Source organism: Winogradskyella aurantiaca, from assembly GCF_003362725.1.
GTDB lineage: Bacteria > Bacteroidota > Bacteroidia > Flavobacteriales > Flavobacteriaceae > Winogradskyella_A > Winogradskyella_A aurantiaca.
Genome location: NZ_QKTV01000007.1, coordinates 34970 through 56629, shown reverse-complemented (window position 1 = coordinate 56629; position 21660 = coordinate 34970). Strand labels below are relative to the sequence as shown.

The 21660-nt window shown below is 35.8% G+C and carries 20 protein-coding genes; 10 read left to right on the top strand and 10 right to left on the bottom strand.

Translation table 11 applies throughout. From position 1 onward, the window contains the following. Positions 1-107 precede the first annotated feature (107 nt). Entirely contained in the window at positions 108-764 is a 657-nt protein-coding gene (locus DN064_RS11815; protein WP_115462868.1) for an endonuclease III domain-containing protein, read from the bottom strand. A 36-nt stretch (positions 765-800) separates the two neighbouring features. On the opposite strand from DN064_RS11815, the gene bcp reads away from it, so the two are divergent. Beyond that, positions 801-1250 carry a thioredoxin-dependent thiol peroxidase gene (gene bcp / locus DN064_RS11810; protein ID WP_115462867.1) on the top strand — a complete coding sequence of 150 codons (450 nt, stop codon included), beginning with the start codon at positions 801-803 and terminating at the stop codon, positions 1248-1250. Between the two features lie 30 nt (positions 1251-1280). Here bcp and DN064_RS11805 read toward each other — a convergent pair whose 3' ends face one another. Continuing rightward, positions 1281-2738: a TonB-dependent receptor gene (locus tag DN064_RS11805; protein WP_115462866.1), complete on the bottom strand. Its 1458-nt coding sequence runs from the start codon at positions 2736-2738 to the stop codon at positions 1281-1283. Positions 2739-2828: 90 nt separating this feature from the next. Here DN064_RS11805 and DN064_RS11800 point away from each other — a divergent pair, with 90 nt between their 5' ends. Further along, positions 2829-3590 carry an MBL fold metallo-hydrolase gene (locus DN064_RS11800; RefSeq protein ID WP_115462865.1) on the top strand — a complete coding sequence of 254 codons (762 nt, stop codon included), beginning with the start codon at positions 2829-2831 and terminating at the stop codon, positions 3588-3590. Next, complete coding sequence (locus DN064_RS11795) at positions 3591-4094, top strand: hydrolase (RefSeq protein WP_115462864.1); 504 nt, start codon at positions 3591-3593, stop codon at positions 4092-4094. It abuts the gene before it with no gap. On the opposite strand, the gene DN064_RS11790 is transcribed toward DN064_RS11795, so the two are convergent. The 4 genes from DN064_RS11790 to DN064_RS11775 are packed head-to-tail and all read right to left on the bottom strand — an operon-like array spanning position 4095 to position 8243. Continuing rightward, complete coding sequence (locus DN064_RS11790; protein ID WP_115462863.1) at positions 4095-4742, bottom strand: alpha/beta hydrolase; 648 nt, start codon at positions 4740-4742, stop codon at positions 4095-4097. Next, positions 4743-5075, bottom strand: coding sequence for a DUF4870 domain-containing protein (locus DN064_RS11785; protein ID WP_115462862.1), 333 nt, complete (start codon positions 5073-5075; stop codon positions 4743-4745). Continuing rightward, complete coding sequence (locus DN064_RS11780) at positions 5068-6327, bottom strand: dihydroorotase (RefSeq protein ID WP_115462861.1); 1260 nt, start codon at positions 6325-6327, stop codon at positions 5068-5070. The genes DN064_RS11785 and DN064_RS11780 overlap by 8 nt, the downstream gene beginning before the upstream one ends. After that, positions 6324-8243 carry a BatA domain-containing protein gene (locus DN064_RS11775; protein ID WP_157962307.1) on the bottom strand — a complete coding sequence of 640 codons (1920 nt, stop codon included), beginning with the start codon at positions 8241-8243 and terminating at the stop codon, positions 6324-6326. The genes DN064_RS11780 and DN064_RS11775 overlap by 4 nt, the downstream gene beginning before the upstream one ends. Positions 8244-8417: 174 nt before the next feature. On the opposite strand from DN064_RS11775, the gene DN064_RS11770 reads away from it, so the two are divergent. Beyond that, positions 8418-10310, top strand: a complete 1893-nt coding sequence (locus tag DN064_RS11770) for a M61 family metallopeptidase (RefSeq protein ID WP_115462859.1) — start codon at positions 8418-8420, stop codon at positions 10308-10310. Positions 10311-10355: 45 nt separating this feature from the next. Here the strand turns inward: DN064_RS11770 and DN064_RS11765 are convergent, their stop codons facing one another. Together DN064_RS11765 and DN064_RS11760 are read right to left on the bottom strand one after the other, a co-directional pair. Then, positions 10356-11843 (bottom strand): S10 family peptidase, encoded by a 1488-nt coding sequence (locus DN064_RS11765; protein WP_115462858.1) that lies wholly within the window; start codon positions 11841-11843, stop codon positions 10356-10358. A gap of 35 nt (positions 11844-11878) precedes the next feature. Beyond that, on the bottom strand, positions 11879-12643 hold the full coding sequence (locus tag DN064_RS11760; RefSeq protein WP_115462857.1) for a TIGR02757 family protein: 765 nt from the start codon (positions 12641-12643) through the stop codon (positions 11879-11881). A gap of 220 nt (positions 12644-12863) precedes the next feature. Between DN064_RS11760 and DN064_RS11755 the strand changes: the two genes are divergently transcribed. Both DN064_RS11755 and DN064_RS11750 read left to right on the top strand, forming a co-directional pair. After that, on the top strand, positions 12864-13718 hold the full coding sequence (locus DN064_RS11755) for a glycoside hydrolase family 16 protein (RefSeq protein ID WP_115462856.1): 855 nt from the start codon (positions 12864-12866) through the stop codon (positions 13716-13718). 60 nt (positions 13719-13778) lie between these two features. Then, positions 13779-14441: a hypothetical protein gene (locus DN064_RS11750; protein ID WP_157962306.1), complete on the top strand. Its 663-nt coding sequence runs from the start codon at positions 13779-13781 to the stop codon at positions 14439-14441. 21 nt (positions 14442-14462) lie between these two features. Here the strand turns inward: DN064_RS11750 and DN064_RS11745 are convergent, their stop codons facing one another. Both DN064_RS11745 and DN064_RS11740 read right to left on the bottom strand, forming a co-directional pair. After that, the gene (locus tag DN064_RS11745) at positions 14463-14846 is read right to left on the bottom strand and encodes a Rid family detoxifying hydrolase (RefSeq protein ID WP_115462854.1); all 384 of its coding nucleotides are present in this window, start codon (positions 14844-14846) and stop codon (positions 14463-14465) included. Positions 14847-14857: 11 nt separating this feature from the next. Beyond that, positions 14858-17617 (bottom strand): putative LPS assembly protein LptD, encoded by a 2760-nt coding sequence (locus DN064_RS11740; RefSeq protein WP_115462971.1) that lies wholly within the window; start codon positions 17615-17617, stop codon positions 14858-14860. Between the two features lie 88 nt (positions 17618-17705). Between DN064_RS11740 and DN064_RS11735 the strand changes: the two genes are divergently transcribed. Genes DN064_RS11735 through DN064_RS11720 form a run of 4 tightly spaced genes read left to right on the top strand, consistent with a single transcriptional unit; the run spans position 17706 to position 21649 of the window. Beyond that, entirely contained in the window at positions 17706-18845 is a 1140-nt protein-coding gene (locus DN064_RS11735) for an N-acetylmuramoyl-L-alanine amidase family protein (RefSeq protein ID WP_115462970.1), read from the top strand. Positions 18846-18898: 53 nt separating this feature from the next. Next, positions 18899-19837 carry an MlaD family protein gene (locus tag DN064_RS11730; protein ID WP_115462853.1) on the top strand — a complete coding sequence of 313 codons (939 nt, stop codon included), beginning with the start codon at positions 18899-18901 and terminating at the stop codon, positions 19835-19837. A gap of 9 nt (positions 19838-19846) precedes the next feature. Further along, positions 19847-21160 carry a (Fe-S)-binding protein gene (locus tag DN064_RS11725; protein ID WP_115462969.1) on the top strand — a complete coding sequence of 438 codons (1314 nt, stop codon included), beginning with the start codon at positions 19847-19849 and terminating at the stop codon, positions 21158-21160. Positions 21161-21202: 42 nt separating this feature from the next. Then, positions 21203-21649, top strand: a complete 447-nt coding sequence (locus DN064_RS11720; protein WP_115462852.1) for an LNS2 domain-containing protein — start codon at positions 21203-21205, stop codon at positions 21647-21649. Positions 21650-21660 lie beyond the last annotated feature (11 nt).

Genomic DNA, 21660 nt, shown 5'->3' with positions numbered 1-21660 from the left:
ATGTTATAATAAATTGAAGTTTGAAGCACTTCTTAATTAATTCAACAATCCCGATTTTTTAATCGGGATTTTTATTTTCTGATGCTTTAAGTTATTCTTTGAGTAAATTATTTTTTGGCTTTCAAATATGAATTTATAACTGATTTTCTCCCAATGGTTTTGGTTATGATGTCTTTATCAAGATCCCAGCCTCTAGCCGGTGAGTATTCTCGGCCATACCAAATTATTTGAAGATGTAAATCATTCCACAGTTCTTCAGGAAACAGGCGTTTAGCGTCTCTTTCGGTTTGTACTACATTTTTACCATTACTCAAATTCCAACGATACATTAATCTATGAATATGAGTATCTACAGGAAACGCTGGAATTCCAAAAGCTTGCGATAAAACAACGGCAGCTGTTTTATGCCCTACGGCAGGTAATGCTTCTAGCTCTTCATAGGTTTTTGGAACTTTGCCACTATGCTTGTCAATAAGTATATGAGACAAGCCATAAATACCTTTACTTTTCATTGGTGACAAACCAACAGGCTTAATGATTTCTCTAATTTCATCAACTGATAGCTTAATCATATCATAAGGATTATCAGCCTTTTTAAACAATAAAGGTGTAATTTGATTAACACGTACATCAGTGCTTTGTGCAGACATTAATACCGCAATAAGAAGGGTATAAGGATCTTTATGATCTAATGGAACTGGGATACTTGGATATAACTCATTTAACGTATTTATAACAAACTGTACCTTTTCTTGCTTGGTCATGGATCGTATTTTTACAAAAACACAAAATTAAGGATAATGACACACTTAAAAGTAGGGGATAAGGCACCTGAATTTGAAGCTTTAGATCAATCAGGAAACACGATAAAATCAAGTGATTACAATGGAAAAAAACTTGTGTTGTTTTTCTATCCAAAGGCTAGTACGCCTGGGTGTACCGCAGAAGCTTGTAATCTTAGTGATAATTATGAACGTTTCACAGCTAAAGGGTATGATATTCTAGGTGTTAGTGCCGATTCTCAGAAACGACAAAGTAATTTTAAGGATAAATACGGTTTCCCATATCCATTATTAGCTGATGAAGACAAGGCGGTGATTAATGCCTTCGGTGTGTGGGGACCTAAGAAGTTTATGGGAAAAGAATACGATGGAATTCATAGAACGACATTCGTCATTAATGAGGAAGGAATTCTGGAAGATGTAATCACCAAAGTAAAAACAAAGGATCATACAAGTCAGATTCTATAAAACCTAAAAAGCGACCATAGTCGCTTTTTTTTATCGTTTTTGTAAGACTTCTTCAGACTCAAATCCAAACAAGGCTTTTTCTTTTATAAGTTTTGCTATACCTTCTGGCAACATTGGTTCCCAGCCCTCTTTGCCATTTGCAATCATAGCTAACACTTCTCTTGAGAAAATGTCCAAAATTGTTGGATCGTAGTCAGCAATATCTACAACCTTTCCATTATACTTAAAGAACTTGTAAAGTTCTTTCATTCGCGGGTGAACTTTGAGCGTTTCACTTGTAATGATCACATCATTCTTAATGTCATGCATTGGATATAAATATACGCGCAAGTCTTTGAAGAACAATTTACCGAAGGCTTCCAATATACCGCCACTTAAATGACGATAGTACTTTTCATCAAATATATCTACAAGATTGTTGACACCCATTGCTAAGCCCATGCGGTTCTTGGTATAAAGAGAGAAATACTCAACAAGTCTGTAGTACTCCTTAAAGTTTGATATCATTACAGTTTGTCCCAGTGAGCACAATAATTCTGCTCTGTCCATAAAGTCCTGCTCATCTATTTCACCCTCAGCTCTTAGGTTTGATAAGGTAATTTCGCATATGCAAATTGTCTTATCCTTTTCAACCTTATTCTCTTTAATAAACATGTCATAGGAATTCTCAAACATGTCCATATTAACTTTGGTTACGGGTCTAAACGATCCTCTAAGAGCCAAAATGTTCTTTTTATATAGTACTCTTGCAGGTAATACGTTGTTCCCATCTGGCGCAAACATTACAGCATCAGTCATTCCGTTTTTAACAAGTTGTAAACTCATTAACCGGTTATCTACAGATTCAAAAACGGGACCTTCAAAATTAACCATGTCAATTTCAAGCTGGTCTTTATCCAAGTGATCGTAGAGGTAACGCAATAATTTTTTAGGCTCGTTGTATTTATAAAAGGCACCATAGATAAGGTTAACCCCTAAAACACCTAATGTTTCTTGTTGTAATCTAGCATCATTCTCTTTAAATCTTAGATGGAGGACAATGGTGTTGTAAGCTTGACCTGGTTTTACTTGAAATTTTATTCCAACCCATCCATGGCCTTTAAATTTTTTAGCAAAATCAATTGTTGCCACCGTGTTAGCATAGGTGAAAAATATTTTACTTGGGTGCTTATCACGAGTAATGCGTTTTTCTATCAGATCCATTTCCAGATCTAGCATTTTGCGCAATCGGGCCTCGGTTACATATCGTTTATCGTCTTCAATACCATATATAGCATCACTGAAGTCTTTATCATAGGCAGACATGGTTTTTGCAATGGTACCTGAGGCACCACCAGCTCTAAAAAATTGACGAACAGTTTCTTGGCCTGCACCAATTTCTGCAAAAGTCCCATAGATATCTGCATTTAAATTGATACGTAGTGCTTTGTCCTTTGTCGAGGGTATGTTCTCAAATTTAGATTCTCCTTGATATGTAATTTCAGCCATAATACTTAGGTTTTAAAGGCCTTACAAAGGTATTGTTTTAGGATTCCAAACAAAAAAATAAACTTATTTTTGTTTAAAACTTAACACAATTTGAAGGTCACCTTTTTAGGAACGGGTACATCTCAAGGCATTCCAGTCATAGGAAGTACGCATCCAGTATGTTTAAGTGAAAATCCAAAGGATAAACGACTGCGTGTTTCCATTTTGGTGCAATGGGATCAATATAATTATGTGGTAGACTGTGGTCCTGACTTCAGACAGCAAATGCTTAAAGCCAACTGCTCAAAAATTGATGGCATTCTGTTTACCCACGAACATGCAGATCATACAATGGGGTTAGATGATATTCGCCCCTTCTTTTTTAGACAAGGGGAAATTGATATTTACGCACATAAACGTGTGATTAATGCACTTAAAACAAGATTTGACTATATTTTTCAAACCGAAAATAAGTATCCCGGTGCCCCTGATGTAAATGTCCACATTATTGAGAATAAATCTTTTGATTTAGATGGTTTGGAAGTTATTCCTGTGGATGGGCTACATCATAATCTTCAGGTTTACGGATTTAGATTTAAGGATTTTGCCTATTTGACCGATATGAAAACCGTTCCAGACGCTGAAGTAAGAAAACTGAATAACCTGGATGTTCTAGTTCTTAATGCTTTAAGAGAAGAACCTCACATGTCCCATTTTAACCTTGAGGAGGCTCTTGCTTTTATAGATCGGGTAAAACCCAAAAAAGCATATTTAACACATATAAGTCACTTGCTCGGTTTTCATGATGAAGTGTCCAAAAAGTTGCCATCCAATGTGTTTTTAGCCTATGACAATCTTCAAATCACTATTTAAATGAAAAGACACCTATTTTTATATCTATTTCTATTTGCATTGTTAACTGTCGTATTTCAATATGTGAATTCTAAAAAAATCATTGAAAAATACGAGACAGATATCCAAGACTTGAAACAAAAGGTCAGTCTTCAAGACTCTATTAATTTGAGCCTAAATGATGATAATTTTGATCTCTCTTATTTCAAATTCTCCAAAAATGAGGAGGCCATGTATTATTTCGAACGTCAGGACTATCGGGTCGATTCTTTAGAGGCTGCCATATTTGATGCGCTCTATGCTACAAATGTCTACAAGGGTGAGGAGCACCCATTAATACCATATGTTTCTATGACCGATAGACCTATATTAATCAATAAAGCAAGAATTCTAAATCACCGCTGGATCATTGCAGATTACACAGATGGTCAATACACGGGTGAGATATTCTTGAACTACAATGTGGTATCGAAGGATAGTATTAGCTTTAAGCTTTCAGATTATCTGATGTTTCCAAGGTATTAATCAGATTCTCGATAAAAGCCAATTCTTGAAATCAAAGAAATTTTGTGGTGCTACACCATGTCCTACTGGATATTCTTTGTATTCATTTTTAATACTCAGTTTATTAAGGAAATTTGGTGTTTTTCGTGCCCATTCAACGGGAATCACCTGATCTGCGCTACCATGTGAACTGTACACTTGAAGATGTTCATAATGATTGATAGAATCACTTACATTTATAATATCTGGATTTACATAACCACTAAGACCAACAACATTTTTTATCAATTGAGGATAAGATAATGCCACGGCCAGACTTAAAATGGTGCCCTGGCTAAATCCAAGAAGTGTTATATTATCACTATTTATGGGATAAAATTCACATGCTTGATCAATAAATTGTGCTATTAGATCACGGGATTTTATTGCTTGTTCATTATTACTCCATTTACCTTGCTCGGCATCAAAATTAATGGCGTACCAGGCATTTCCGTAGGGTTGCAATGGGTAGGGTGCTTTAAGTGATATAATAAATAGTTCGTCCGGTAATTCCGAGGCAAAAGAAAACAAATCATTCTCATCACTGCCATATCCATGACACATGATCAATAAAGGTGCATTGTCTGAAAGAGTCGAAGGGCGTTGGAGGTGGTCTAGAACAAATTGCATTTACTGCCCAATGGATTTAAATAGTTTTTGAAATAAAGGCCCAATACCAGGTATAGTAGTGGTCTTACCATTAAAAGCGTCTATAATGCCAAAAATGTAAAGCCCTAGAAAAACTATCCAGAATGCGGTAGTTACATTCCAACTATCAAATCCACCAATCATATAAGCAATAATTATGTACGACAATCCTAACCCAAGGGCTTGTCTAATATGATAGGATGTAAAGGTGTTGCGTCTTTCCTGATTCATAAAAAACGCGATAAGTGTACCGAACAAGGTTAAATAAGCAATACAGGCGTAAGTCTTCCCGTCTTTTACTTCTTGATTAGTCATTCTTTAATACTACTTGATTATTGGCAATAATACCATAAACTTTACCTTTAAGCTTATGACCTAAGAAACAACTGTTTTTGGATTTTGAAAAGATATGTTCGTCACTGAACTCAAATTCCTTGTCAGGGTCAAATAAGCTTAAGTCAGCCAATTCACCAACAGATATATGACTATCATTTTGATTAAATCGTCTTTTGCCATTTAGGAGTAAGCTAATAGTCTTTTTGGTGGTAAAAACAGTATTTAAGACCCCAAAGGCCGATTCTAAACCAATTGTTCCGTCAGTAGCATTATCAAATTCTATATTCTTATGTTCAACATCGAGAGGATAATGGTCCGTCGTTACCATATCTATAGAGCCGTCTTTTAACCCTTCAATTAAAGCTTCACAATCCCTTGATGTTCTAAGAGGTGGATTTACCTTATAATTGGTGTTGAAATCACTTAAAAGATCGTCTGTTAGCACGAGGTTATGAATAGCAACACTACAACTTACATCTAACTTCTTTTGTTTTGCTTCTCTTATTAGGTCCACAGATTTTGATGTTGATATCGTAGGAATGTGAAGTTTACCGCCGGTATATTCAAGAATAAACAGATCACGAGCAATTCTAAGCTCTTCGGCAAGACTTGCTATTCCCTTTAATCCCAGTTTGGTACTATTAACCTCTTCATTTACCACACCTTTTCCTTTAATACTTGAATCAACCGCGTTGGACAAAACAAGTCCGTCAAAGTTAGATGCGTATTGCAATGCTATCTTCATAAGGTTGGCATTATCAGTAGGAACCTTGTAATCTCCGAATGCAATAGCACCCGCAGATGTCATATCATATAGTTCCGCTAGATCCACGGAATCACTATTGACAGTTAATGAACCCATTGGAAGTACCTTTACTGCAGCATTACGTGTTTTATCTAATATAAATCGTACCGAGGATGAACTGTCTATTTGAGGACGCGTAGTGCTATTTAAACAAATACTTGTGAAGCCCGATAAAGCTGCAGTTTTAATACCATTTTCAAGGGTCTCGCGTTCTTCAAAGCCTGGTTCACCAAAGGCCACGCTACTATCAAACCAACCTGGTGAACAATGGAGGTTCTTTAATTTTATTTCTCGAATATTACCGGGATTGGTAATTCGTTTAGAAATTTTACTAATGATTCCGTTTTCGATTAAAATGTCAACAGTTGAGTTATGAAAGTCGCTTTTAGAGTCTACAACTGTGACAGATTTTAGGAGTGCATTCATTTAAAATATTTTAAGATCAGCATTTCTAAAAGCAGTAATACTAGCACAAAAATAGCAAACCATTTCCATAAGGCCTTTACTTCGGTAGCACTTTTTATATCAGACATAGCTTCTTCCAGATTCGACCATACTTGTAGCCTGTCGCTTTCTTCAGGTAATGTATAAACCAATCTACTTTCAATTCTAGGGTAGTTGTAACTTAAGTTTCTCAGATTAATTCCCTTGAAATTAAGAATATAATGTCCGTCGGTTTCAGGTTCTTCCATTGTGATTATTTCCACATATTTGCCGTAAGCTCTTTGTCTTGGAATAGTCGAATAATCACCTTGATTTAAGGTTATAATATCTTCACTATTAAGTTTTTCATTAAGAACAATGGAATTAACTGGGCCAATATGATAATACAGCTCTGCTGACCTTAGACTTAGTTTAGCTATATTGTAAAGAGCCGTTACAACAAACGGAGAACTTAAAAAGTCACTATTGTCACTAGTTATATCTGCTGAGAACGAATATGCTCTATTGGAGCCAACCAATAAACTAGTTCCATCTTCTAATGAATAAACAGCATTTTGCTTTGAATTCCTTGAGAAACTAGATTTAAATGTTGGGTACTGAAAATTGGTTACTTTACTATAAAATGCCTCTTTAATCAAAGGATGCTCAAATGACACATCAGTCATTTTTTTTGATTCAGTTTGCAATGATGTCAATAAAGGTTGATCAATCTGTTGTAAAAAACTATTATAAGATGTTAGATCGGCATTATTAGATGGAATTACCAAAACTGAACCGCCATTGGTGTAGAAATTAATAAGAGTATTTATTAAAACATCCGGAATAACCTCAAGGTGGTTTAGGACCACCAGGTTTTGATCAGATATTTGGTTATAGGGCAAGGTACTTAACTCAAAACCAGAATAAGTAAATTCATCTGGTGTGTATATTTTCCTAAGGTAAAAGTCTTCTGAGCCGTTTATTGCAAGGACATTGATGTTTTCTTTTTTATTAATACTGAAATACAAACGATTGTCAAAGCTTAAGCCATTATCCAGAATATCAAGCTTCCCTTTAAAATTTTCAAGATAATTAATATTAAATTCCACCTCTGCTTTATCAACTACATTGGTGGATACCTTAGTAACAAGCTCATTGTTATTGTAAAGGGAAATAGCCATATTATCAATAGGAACTCCGTAGTTAGACAAATTAGCCACTAAGACTTTGTTCTCTGAATCGTCTTTAAAATATAGGGAATCCAAAGCCACATTATTGGTGTTTTGTGGACGTAGGATGATAAGCCTAGTGACCGATTCTTCATTATTAGCAATACTTCCTGAAAAATTGTCTTGAAAATCTGAAATTATCACAAATGATTTGGAAGTATCACCATTTTTAGAAAAATACTGAGATGCCTTTAATAAAGCCGCACTATAGGTTAATTGGTTGTTAGAATAACTAAGGTCTATTAAATCTCTTTGTAAGGTAGATCTTGAGACATTTTCATAGCTTCGATCATTAGTGAACAGGGTAAAAATACCTTCTTCAGGTAAATAATTTATTAGTTGTTGTTTGGCTTCATTTAGCAGACTACCATTAGCCCCCTTTGCCTGCATACTAAATGAGTTATCTAAAAAAACTACTAGTTCAACGGGTTTATTAAACTCATTAGAATTAGGAATAAAGGGTTGTGCAAAAGCCAGGACTAAACAACTAAGCATTCCTAAACGTGTCAATAAGATTAACCACTTTTTTAGTTGTGAGCTTTTTCGAGTTGTAATCTTGATTGTCTTAAGAAGGGCAACATTAGTAAAGGGTGTTTTTTTAAACCTTCTTAAATGAAACAGGTGAATGATAATAGGAATAAGTAACAATGCCAGAGCCCAAAGTACTTCTGGATGTTTAAACTGAATCATAGGCTGTGTTGATAAACTCAAAAATAGACAATGACTCATAATTCTTTCTTATGACTTTTGAGAAATTTAACTTTTGTTGATTTTATGGTTGAACTACAATTTAACAGATTGTTTTAAAAGAGACTCGTAACAGATTGTAGATTTGCACGTCTATTAGGAAATTTAATTATAAATATGAAAAAAGTAATTGTAGTGATATTGGCAGGGTGGTTAATTCAATCCTGTGGTCCTGCCAAACCAAAGGTAGATGATTCTGCCATTAATAATCCCATTGTTGTTGCGTTAGACCTAACAACCCCATCAGATGATAAGGTCGCTGTAGTAGTTGATCCAGGACGTTTCAACTCAGAATCTGAAACCTTTAGACTACCAAGAGTTGTTCAAGGCACTTATTCTGTTAGTGATTTCGGGAAATATATCGAAGACTTTAAGGCTTTAGATTATGACGGTAACGAATTAAGTTTTGAAAAAGTAGATACGAATACTTGGGTTATTTCAAACGCTAATCAGCTCGATCAAATTATCTACATGGTAAATGACACATATGACATTGAATCCTCTGGTGGTATCGGTGGAGAGCAACCATTTTCTCCAGCTGGGACCAATATCGAACCTGATAATTATGTATTAAATCTTCATGGTTTTGTTGGCTATTTTGAGTCGTTGAAAAACAATCAATATGCCTTGTCGGTAACAGCCCCCGCCGATTATGTTAGGACTTCAGCCTTAGAGGATAAGGGCAGTACAACATCAGAAGATGGTAAGACCATGACCTCTAATTATTTTGCAGAGCGTTATTTTGAGATTACTGACAATCCAATGATGTTTGGTAAGTTGGATGTTGAAGAATTTATGGTTGGGGATATTAAAATAGTACTTAGTGTGTATTCCCCTAATCAGGTTCATACGGCAGCCAGCCTCAAAGAAACAGTTTATAAAATGATGGAGGCTCAAAAAGCGTATTTAGGCGATATCAACAGCACCCCACGTTATGATATTTATCTGTATTTATCAGATGGTTCAGAAACGGCACCTAAAGGATTTGGCGCCCTTGAACATCACACTTCTACAGTGGTAGTCTTACCAGAATCATCAAGTGCACAAGGTCTTGCTAGTTCAATGATTGACGTTGTTGCCCATGAGTTTTTCCATATCGTCACTCCCTTATCAGTACACTCTGAAGATGTGCATTATTTTGATTATTACCAACCAACATTCTCTAAGCATTTGTGGATGTACGAAGGTATAACCGAATATTTTGCACAGCACTTTCAAGTATTCGAAGGGTTAAAAACTCCCGAGGAGTTTTATGCTGAGATTAACAGTAAAATTGCAGTATCCATGAATATGGATGATGCCATGAGCTTTACAATAATGAGTGAAAACGTGTTAGATGAGCCCTATGCTGATAATTACTATAACGTTTATATGAAAGGAGCACTCATAGGAATGTGCATTGATATTTTGATGCGCAAAGAAAGTAATGGAACTAGAAGCACTTTGACTCTGATGAAAGAATTATCGCAGAAATACGGTAGATCTAAACCTTTTGAAGATGACAAATTAATAGATGAGATTACTGCAATGACGTATCCATCAATAGGAGACTTTTTAAAAACACACGTAGAAGGTGACGTTCCTATCAACTACAATGACTTTTTTGAAATGGTTGGTTTAATAAATGGAGAAACTGAGGTCGAAACCAACTATATTTTTGCAGGAGGGCAGAATATAATTTTTGATGGTGATCAGGAAAAAGGAACGATAAATTTCACTGCCACCGCTCTTAAGAATTCGTTCTGGGCATCACAAAACATTCAAGCTGGTGATATAATTAAGAAAGTAAATGGTCAGGATTTAACTCTCGAAAACGCACAACAGGTACTTACTGGAATGTTTGGGTGGCAACCTGGTATGGAAATTACTATGGATCTCGAACGTAATGGAGAACCAGTACATTTAGAAGCAACACTCACAAAACCAATGGCGGTAAGTCAGTCAATTGTAGAAAATCCCGATGCTACTCCTGAGCAAATTAAAGTTAGAACTGCCTGGTTAAAGGGTTAAAACTGTATTTATTAAAACAAAAAGCTTCCTAACGGAAGCTTTTTGTTAGTATTTAGCAGCTTTACCTTCAGATGCAGATGCTTTAATAAAGGCCCTTAAATCGTCATTAGCCTTTATTAAATCCTCATTTCGTAAATACATCATATGCCCAGACCTGTATCCTTTAAATGTAAAGCGATCTTTCATTTTTCCACTAGGGTCCACCTGCCACATTGTATATTTAGCATTAAAGTAGGTGGTTGCACCATCATAATACCCTGACTGGATTAATACCTTAAGGTAAGGATTCTGAGCCATTGCCAATCGCATATTCTCTCGTACATTATCATTGGTGCGGTCCCAGTTGCCAACATTGCCAAACACATTATACTTAACATCAGTTCTTAAGCCCAAATCATTTTGGATGTAATAATTAATTGCTGGTGTAAAGGAGTGTAACCATGAGGCAATTTCTGGATTGTAATCCGTACTACCTCCAGTTTCAACCTTATCAATCCCGAGATACCTGGAATCTAAACGTCCTATTGTTTGCCCCGTTTTATCTCTCAGTAGTTCTTTCCAAAAGAACCGATTTGGAACATCTAGATTTTGTTTCAAGATGACATCCGTCGATAAACCTGAGTAATAACTCATTTTTTCGGCAATTTGATTTCGCTCTGTATCTGAAATAAAACCACCTTTAGAAATCGCAGGTATGAGCTGATTAATAGCAAAGTCTTCTGCTTCAGGTAGAATTTCAAGTAAGTCTTTAGATTGTAATGGACTGGGTAACATGTTGTGATACCATGCGGCGGCTGTGTAATAAGGTAAATTTAAAGCAGAGGAAACCGGGCCACCAACTCTTAATACCTTATAGTCGGCTGGAGATACCATGATAACACCATTTAAATACATCCACTGGCTATTTTGTAATTCATGGGAGAGACCCATAACACGAGTACCACCATAACTTTCACCAATAATGTATTTAGGAGACTCCCAACGATTGTGACGCGTAACAAAGGTATTCATCCATGAAGCCAAATACCTGATATCCGCATTAATTCCAAAAAACTCTTTGTCTTCAGGCATTTTGCCCTCATCATTGGGTATTTTTCTTGAATATCCCGTATTTACAGGATTGACATATACAATATCAGCGATATCTAATATCGAATTTGGATTGTCTTTTACACCATATGGTTGTACTGGGTATCCCTCATCATCGATATTTAAAACCTTGGGCCCTGTATAAGCGATATGCATCCAAACGGATGCAGAACCTGGTCCACCATTAAATGAAAATACTAAAGGACGGTCCGTACCTTTACCGTCATTCGTACGCTTATAGTAGGTGTAATATAATGAGGCTGTCATTATCCCATCTTTATTCCAAACCGGCTGAAAACCAGTTTCAGCAGTATAATTAATCTGTTGATTTTTAATTTTTACAGAATGGGTACTTATAAAGGCAGTATCTCTTGGAATTTCAAGATTTTGGGCTGAACAAATAAAACTCACAAGTAGTGTAGTAAGTATAATACGTATTGTCATATTGGTTTTTTTATAGGTCTAAAGATACAGAACCCTTAGAAGCCTTCAAACACACCTAAACCAAATAATGCATAATCGTACTTAACTGGATCGATTGGATCCAAAGCTCTTAGATTAGAATCCAATTCTTTCAGAGCTTTGGCGTCATTTTGCTTGCGTGACAATAGCCCTAACTTACGAGCAACATTACCTGAATGAACATCTAATGGACAACTTAATTGTGATGGAGATAGGGATTTCCAAATACCAAAATCAACACCAGCAGCATCATTACGAACCATCCATCTGAGAAACATATTTATACGTTTGGCAGCAGAGTTTTTTGAAGGATCAGACACATGTTTCATGGTTCTTTCTAAATGTGGAATTTCAAAAAATTGCCTTTTAAAATGATGTATACTCATTTGTAAGCAATCCTCATCAGCATGAGCTTTAAAGACCTTCTCTAAACCACCATAATTGATATAAATGTGTTTAAGACTATTAACAAACTGTTTTAAATCATCACCATTAAAAGTTCTGTGAACAAAAGCACTTAAAGGTTTAAGATCTTTTTTTTCATGATTTATCACAAAATTATAGGGATCCCTATCCAAAAGATCCATCATTTTAAGAGCATTATTGATAATGCTTTTTCTATTGCCCCAGGCAATAGTAGCACTTAAAAAACCTGCAATTTCAATATCTTCTTTTTTGGCAAATAAATGGGGAACCTGAACAGGATCGGATTCAATAAACTTAGGATGATTGTAGGCTTCTACCTTACTTTCTAGAAATTCGTATAGCTCTTGCTGAGTAATAACAATTTGATTTTAAAGCGCTAATTTACTAATTCTAGAAAGCTTAATAGAATTGGAATTTCTTCACTTTAAAACTTATATTCAATTATAATAATTATTCTCAAATCCATAAATTAGAGGGTATGTTAACAATCTGTGTGTATCTCAAAATGCTTCTTACTAAATTATCCTCAACATCTTATAATAATAAAGTGACGGGCTTAAAAACACAAAAAATATCATGAAGTATCTATTTAAAACTACATTTCCAATATTAATTGGCTTATTACTAATTGCTTGTAAACAAAATAAAAACAGTATGTCTGAAACTTCAAACGATACTTGGGAAATCGATTTTATTGATGAGTTTGAATCCTTTAATGCAGATAATTGGCAAGACCAATTACTTTGGGTGAATAATGAGACCCATTGTTATGTTCCCGATAATCAATTTGGGACGCGAGAGGTGAGCAATGGCACTTTAAAGTTAAAGGTGGTTAATCTTGGTGAGAAACAGCCTTGTAGTAACCTTGATAAACACGGAAATCAACATCCCGACACAGAATACGTCGCGGGAAGAATTTGCTCTAAAAACAAAAAGGAATTTATAAAAGGTAAATGGACGGCACGCCTTAAACTGTCAAGTAATGGTGAGGCCAGTATGTTTCCCGCCTGGTGGCTATTAGGGGCTCAGAATAATGAACCGCCTGTTCAAGAGGCCAATGAGAGTGTTTGCTGGCCCTTAACAGGTTCGGGTGAGATAGATATATTTGAACATCATGGGGATCACCTTAAAGATAGGTTTACTACTGGGGCCATAAAGAGTTTGGGCGAATGTGATAAAGGCGATTGGTGGACCCATAGAAAAGACTTCCCTGCTACCCTTAACGATTTCCATGAATATTCCGTGGAATGGGAGGGTAGCGATTTAGTTTATCGTTTGGACGGTAAAGAGATATATAGAAATATTGGTGAAGGTGATAATTACCCGGAACCCATGTTTGCAATTTTAAACTACGCTAAAATCACCGATTCGCCAATGAACGGGGAATGGGTTATGGAAGTGGACTGGGTCAAGCACGAATACAGAAAATAAAGCTTATTACATTCTGATTTTTGGTATGGAACTTGATGTAGATTGCAAAACACCATTTATATGAAATTCCCCTATACTAAATTCACACTATCTGCTTTAGCCTTAAGCTTTGTTTTATTGTCCTTTGGTCAACAGAATCCTAGAGATTCCAAATATGTAGCACTCAGAATTGACAAAGTCGCCTTTGTCGAAAACCAATTACTTCAAGTGCTGGATGATAACAATCAAATAGTGGCGCTTTATGATCGTTTTAATAACAAAAGTTCAAACGTTAAGAGTGTTAAAATATTCGATCTGGAAGGAAATCTCATCTATACACTTGTTCCAATAACAAACAGAGATAATTTTGAAATACATATTCAAAATTCTAATAAGGAAAGAGGACTCATTAACCTACAACCTCGCCTTAATGGTATGAGCGTTAAGATTGATAGCAAGGTCGATTTTTTTAATCTCCCCTATGATTATGAATATAAGGCTAAAGTAGGCTTTGGTTCAGTTGAAACCAATGAGCTGGTCTACTTTAACGGTCAACAAGTTATTAGTTTTGACACAAGAGGCTCAGTCTTTAAAGGCATATCTATTAAGCCTTTTGATATTGATTCAGAGTTTTATAATACTCATCAATTTGATACGGTTTGCTGGGTTTTTATTATGGAATTATTTGATGAACTTCAGCAGGAAGCTAATAGAAACCGAAGAATCACAAGAAGCACTAATTAATTGCTCTTGTAATGGTGCATGCTACTTAATAGCAATCATACTTATTTCAACATTGACATACTTGGGTAGGTTTGCCACTTCAACTGTTTCTCTTGCAGGAGCCGTTTCCTCATTAAAGTAAGTTGCGTAAATGCTATTTATTTTTGAGAAGTTGGCCATATCACTTACAAAAATGCTTGTTTTTACTACATTTTCAAAAGTCATGTCAGCCGCATTTAAAACCTGTTTCATGTTTTCCATAACCTGTGTTGTTTCGGCTTCAATACTATCTAATACAAGTTCACCTGAAGTCGGATCTAAGGCTATTTGACCAGATGTATATAGGGTATTGCCAGAAAGGATAGCTTGGTTATAAGGTCCAATGGGAGCAGGGGCTTTATCTGTTTTAATAATGGTTTTAGACATGGTATTCGTTTTTATAATTGTCGGTCTGGTTGTCTTCGTTGCTCATATTTAAGATCTTTAAGAACATTGGACTTTATTCCTATAAAGAAATTCCATGATGAATTTTGTCCGAAGGGAATCCAGCTAAAATCCATTCTCCAACTTAAGAGATCCCTACCAAATCTAAACTGAGTATAAGTAAACCCGTCATTGGCAAAGTCATAACCGGACGAAAACCCGAAGCTCCAACGTGGGGATAATTCAATATCTCCAGAGAACATTAATGAATGTGATGAAATTCTATTCTCTCGCGCAATATTGGTATAGTTAATCACATATTGCAGACGCAATGACCAGGGTATTTCAAATTTGTAGAAGTCATTATCAGTTTCGCTCTCATTTTCTCCACGTTCACTAAAGCTATTATCAGAAAAGTCCATAGACTTGCCAAATAAATCATCTGCTCGCCCATTGGCCCCTACAGATCGGTCTCGTTCATCATCATCAAGACCAGATTCTTCATTGCCCTTAAAAGTTTCATTACTCAAAGAGTAACTCATATTCAAATTCGCTCCGACCAGTCTAAATAAACTTCCACCATTATCAATATTAAAGGTATTGACCCGTTGGTTGTTATTATCAAGTGCATAGGGATCGAATATTGCTCCAAAATTGATATTCATTTTATTATTAAGCACTTGGGTTCCACCAGTTAATCTTAAAGGAGCCCATCGTAATGAATCTGCCGCAATATTATATGAGGTCGTAAAATTGAAGTTGTTTAAAATAACTACCTTTTTTGGTTCGGTTTTGGTAGAATCTTTGTCTCTAACTTTCGCTTCAAATGTATTTGAAAGTGAAAGTCCAATAGAACTTGAGACATTTCTGTTAGGTTGACCATAAATACTGCCTTCAAATCGTGTATACTCACGTTCAATTAGGTCACCATTAGGATCTTCAAAAGAATAGGTGTCATAATACTGGGCAAATCCTGGTGTATAAGTATAACTAATAGAAGGACGCATGACATGCCTAATGGCCTTTATTTTGGTGTCTTTACCATCTTTACCAAATGGAAACATTCCATAAAGCGTAGTTCCTAAACTTGTACCGAAATTGTAAGTAAAAAATCTATCAAATCCATTCAAGTCAATTTCAACTTCCTCGTCATTCACTTCATCATAGAATTGTTCAACTGTGTTTAATGTCCACACCTCTCTGAGGTTAGTAGAAGCTGACATACTTAAGTGCTCGAGAACTTTCCAGTTAGTGGTGATTGGAATTAAATGTTCCATGCCAGTACGAGCATCCTTGAACATTTCGGATGTTCCAAAAATAGAGTCATTGGTGCTGATACTGTAGCGGGCATTGTTATTATATTGAAAGTTGATGTTTTGTATAGCTCCTTTTTTAGTGCCGTTTTTAGGCTCAAATGGAAACATTCTTCCAACAGAGGTTTGCAGAGTTGGGAGCGTCAAATCAATTGCACCAGTATTGGTGTTTTGGGAGTGGGTAGCAGACAAATTCAGGTTTACCTGAGGCTCACCGCGAAACGATTTTGAATATGATATGGATGAGGCTAAGGTGTTGTTTAAGAAATTAGATTGGTTCGTTTGGTTAATAGATTGCCTGAAGAACTGACTACTACCAAAGTTAACTGATGCTGAAAATCTAGAGCTTGGATTAGCTTTTGAGTCTTGATTGTGAGACCATCTTATATTATAAATGACACTTTCTTGAAAATCTGGAAATCCTCTTTCACTATTAATTAGTTTTTCATACCTAACAGCCACATTTCCAGCAAAATTATATCTGGAGGCATAATTACTTTGTAATCTAAAGCCATAACTTCCATTGGAATAGTAATCTCCTAAGACTGCAAGATCAACATAATCATTAATGGCAAAATAGTACCCACCGTTCTGTAAAAAATATCCACGATCATTCGCTACATCTTCACCAAATGTCGGAAAAATTATTCCTGATGAACGACTTTTGGTCAGGGGGAAGTAGGCAAAGGGCAGTGCTATAGGAGTAGGTACCCCATAAATTTCCATGTAAGTAGGTCCAACGACAATCTTTTTATTAGGAACAACCTTAATCTTGGAGGTCACGAACTGATATTCCGGATCATCCAGATTCTCAGCCGTTGTAAAACGCCCTTTTTTCATAAATATGACGGAGTCATTTTCTTTTTTTGTTAGCGGCGCAACAATATTAAATCCCGAGTTCTCAGTTCTAGAATTGTAAACTAGCGCTTTTTGGGTTTTCATGTTGAAGATTATTGAATCAGGTGATATTTCTTCCTGCCCCTGCACAAATACTGGATTTTGGGAGTAACCAGTTGAATCCTTGATTCTTCCAGCGTAAACCAGATCATTGGCATAATCAATAACAATAACTCCAGATTTAATTGACATATCCTGATAATACACTTCTGCCTTGTTATAGAGGTATATTTTTTCTTCTTTTTGATTAATTGAGGTGTAATCTTCAGCCTTGTATGTTACTGGTCCATCAAGAAATTCTTTTTTTACAATTGAATCTTGTTGTGTGGAGTCAATCTCTTTAGGAGGACTTAAGGTTTTTACCAAAGAATCACCACTTAAAACCGTAGAATCCTTTTCTACTTTTGCCTCAATTTTTGGAGTTGGTTTTGGCAGTTCTTGAGCCCATGAGAAAGTGTTGATAAACACTGTAAAACTCAGTAGAAAAAGTATATTGAGCTTGTTTGTAAGCAATCCTTTTAAATGTATTTTTGTAAATGTATGGCTCGGTTTTTGAAACGCCAAAATTACATTTATTTTTTTGTCAATGGCCGTTTTATTCAATCATAAACAACAAGTATCTTCATTCGTCGTTTTTTCATTAAAAAGGTATATGCCTGTCATCTCTAAAACCTTTGTAATAACGTACTATTTTAAATCAATAGTGTGTTTTTGTTTAAGCTTTAGTATAGGTTTAACAAGTCTGGCTGTTGCCCAGTCTGATTCAAGTGAATTTGTAGTGGTATTAGATGCTGGTCATGGTGGTGGTGATCCAGGCAATCTCGGAAGGCCTGGTAGTGGTTACAAAGAAAAGAATATAGCTTTGGCAGTAACCTTAGCAGTTGGAAAGGAGTTGTCTAAAGATCCTAATGTTGAGGTCATATACACTAGGGATGGGGATTATTTTTTGGAACTTATTGAGCGTGCTGAAATTGCTAATAAGGCGGATGCTGATTTGTTTGTATCTATCCATTGTAATTCTCATAGTTCATCAGCCTATGGTACAGAGACATTTGTATTGGGAGTAACTAATTCGGCCAGAAATATGGCCATAGCAAAAAAAGAAAATGAAGTTATCTTTCTAGAGGAGAACTATGAAAAAAATTATGGAGGGTTTGATCCCAATTCCCCAGAATCGTCCATTGCTATTGGAATTGAACAAGAAATCTATGTAGAGCAAAGTATACAGCTTGCGCGAAAAATTGAAGATAATTTTAATAAAGGATTAAAACGTAAAAGTCGTGGAATTAAACAGGCGAGTTTATGGGTTATGCATAATACTTACATGCCTAGTGTTTTAGTTGAACTTGGTTTTTTAACTAATAAATCTGAAGGGGCTTTTTTAAATAGTAAAAAAGGGCAATCAAAAATGGCCACAGCAATTAAGGATGCTATTATAGATTATAAAAGAACTTTAGATGAAAACGTTGGCGAATCTTTCTATGTTGCTCCAAATGATGTTGAAACAGTAGAACCTACCATAGCTTCGGATGTTTCCTTTAAGGTTCAATTGGCCGCGAGTTCTAAGAAGTTAGAAACAAAACCATACAATTTTAAGGGCTTAGGACCCATAAGCAGAATGCGATCAGGAAATTTGTATAAATATTTTTATGGAAATACTAATAGCTATGATCAGGCCATGAGACTTAAAGCCGAAGCGAGAGATAAAGGCTATTCAACAGCGTATGTGGTTGCCTTTAAAGCTGGGCAGTTAGTGTCTTTAGAGAGTGTTTTAAAATCAGAATCCAATTAACTTTTTTACAATCAAATTATTCCTAATTTTGTTTTTAATCAAAGAACATCATATTGAAAATCTCTAGAGAAGTAAAAACGGCGGTTCTTGTCATATTTGGAATCGTTTTCTTCATATATCTGTTTAATTATTTAAAGGGCGAAGATTTATTTAATAAATCGGTTAGTTATTACACTGAATTTGACTACAACGCTCTCTCCACTTCATCAATAGTTACAGTGAGGGGTAACGCCGTTGGAAAAATTGAAGAAATCAAATATGACTTCGAAACTGGTAAGACCGTTGTGTATTTTTCTGTAGACCCACGATTGGAATTTTCAAAAAACAGTGTTGTAAGATTATATGAAACGGGACTAATGGGGGGCAATGCCTTAGCGATTATTGACACGAATGATGGGGACCTGGCTGAAAAAGGCGATTTTATTAAATCAGAAGTAAAGCCAGGTTTAATAACGTCTTTAAAGGAGAATTTTTCGGGAATATCAACTAATTTAGATAGTACCCTAAGATCAGCCGATTCTTTGATGGTTAACCTCACTAAAGTGATTCAAGATGATACTGATGAAGGTTTACAAGCTACAATTGCAGAACTTAATCGAACTTTAGCGTCCTATCGCAGTTTATCATATTCCATTCAGGGAATGATCAAGGATAATGATGCCAAGGTGGCAAGCATCCTAGATAATTTTGAAACTACCAGTGGTAATATTGCTGAATTGTCTGAAGAACTCAAAGCAATGGAGTTAAATAGCACCATTGCTTCTTTTGAATCGACATTAAATTCTCTCAACTCTGTATTAGCTAAAATAGACCAAGGAGAAGGCTCTTTAGGTAAGTTAATTAATGATGATACGTTATACTCTAATTTAGAAGCAGCTTCTAAGGAAATGGAAGAACTACTTCGAGATATAAAACTTCATCCTAAAAGATATACACGCGTGTTATCTAAAAAAGAAATACCTTATGAACCTGAAGAAGACCAAAAGCAGTAACCGTCTATGATGAACTATTTACCCAACTTAATCTTTGCCGTTATTCTTGTTTTAGGAATAGGGGTTTTTGCTAGAAATGTACAGCGCCTCATTAGAAATATTAGACTAGGGAAAAAGGTTGATGCTAGCGACAATAAAGCCCAACGTTGGAAAAATATGGCAAAAATTGCCCTTGGACAAAGTAAGATGGTGGTAAGGCCTATTGCTGGTTTACTGCACATTGTTGTTTATGTAGGGTTTGTTATTATTAACATCGAGGTCCTTGAAATAATCTTGGACGGCTTGTTTGGAACCCACAGAATGTTTTTAGAACCATTAGGCCCTGCAGTTTATGGCTTTTTAATTGGATCTTTCGAAATTCTAGCAGTCCTGGTCTTGGTTGCAGTAGTGTTCTTTTGGTTAAGGAGAAACGCAATTAAGCTTAAACGATTTTTAAGTGCTGAAATGACCGGATGGCCAAAAAATGATGGTAACATCATCTTATATTTCGAGGTTGTGCTAATGTGTTTATTCCTTACAATGAATGCTACCGATATGGCCTTTCAAGAATTAGGATCTGGAAATGTTGTTTCTCAGTATATAGCGGGATGGTTCTCGGGAGTTGATGAAAATACGCTTCATATAATTGAACGTTCTGCCTGGTGGTTGCATATTATAGGAATTCTTATTTTTCTCAACTATCTGTATTTCTCAAAGCACTTACACATTTTGTTGGCCTTCCCAAACACCTATTACGGAAGGCTGAAGCCCAAAGGTGAGTTTAATAACTTGGAAGCCGTAACCAAGGAGGTTATGATGATGATGGATCCAAATGCTGACCCCTTTGCAGCATCGGTAGATGACAATGAAGATGAACCAGAGAAATTTGGGGCCAGCGATGTTATGGATTTAAATAGTATTCAATTATTAAATGCCTATACCTGTACAGAGTGTGGTCGCTGTACTAGTGAGTGTCCGGCAAATCAAACTGGTAAAAAATTATCACCTCGTAAAATCATGATGGATACTAGAGATCGATTGGAAGAGGTAGGCAAAATCCTTGATTCAAACAAGGGTGAATTTGTGGATGATGGCAAACAACTTTTAGGTGATTATGTTTCACACGAAGAATTATGGGCTTGCACAAGTTGTAATGCTTGTGTTGAGGCCTGTCCTGTTAGTATTGATCCACTATCCATTATCATGGAAATGAGACGCTATTTGGTTATGGAACAGAGTGCTGCTCCTATGGAACTTAATAACATGATGACTAACATAGAAAATAATGGTGCGCCCTGGCCATATAATCAGATGGATCGTCTGAACTGGGCTAACGAAAAATAAAGAACTTAAAACTTACTAAATCAGTTTAAACAAAACCAAATCATGAAACGAGAAGAAGCGGATCAATTTTTACACGACAAAGTTGAAGCAGGAGAGAAGGTAAGCCCAGTCTTACCTGATGGCGTTAAAAATTATCTTATTGACATAGATGGTACCATAACCGAAGATGTCCCAAATGAGGAGCCAGAGAGAATGGCGACTTGTCTGCCATATGAAGATGCAAGAATTACCTGTAATAAATGGTATGATGAAGGGCATATGATTTGTTTTTTTACATCAAGAACAGAGGATCATAGAGAGGTCACTACCAATTGGCTTAACGAGCATGGATTTAAATTTCATAGCTTATTAATGGGTAAGCCAAGAGGTGGCAACTACCATTGGATAGATAACCATTTAGTAAAAGCAACACGTTACAGAGGTAAGTTTACAGACCTTGTTCAAAAAAATGTTACCATCCAGGTTTTTGATGACGAAAAGCACGATTAAAAAAGAAACGA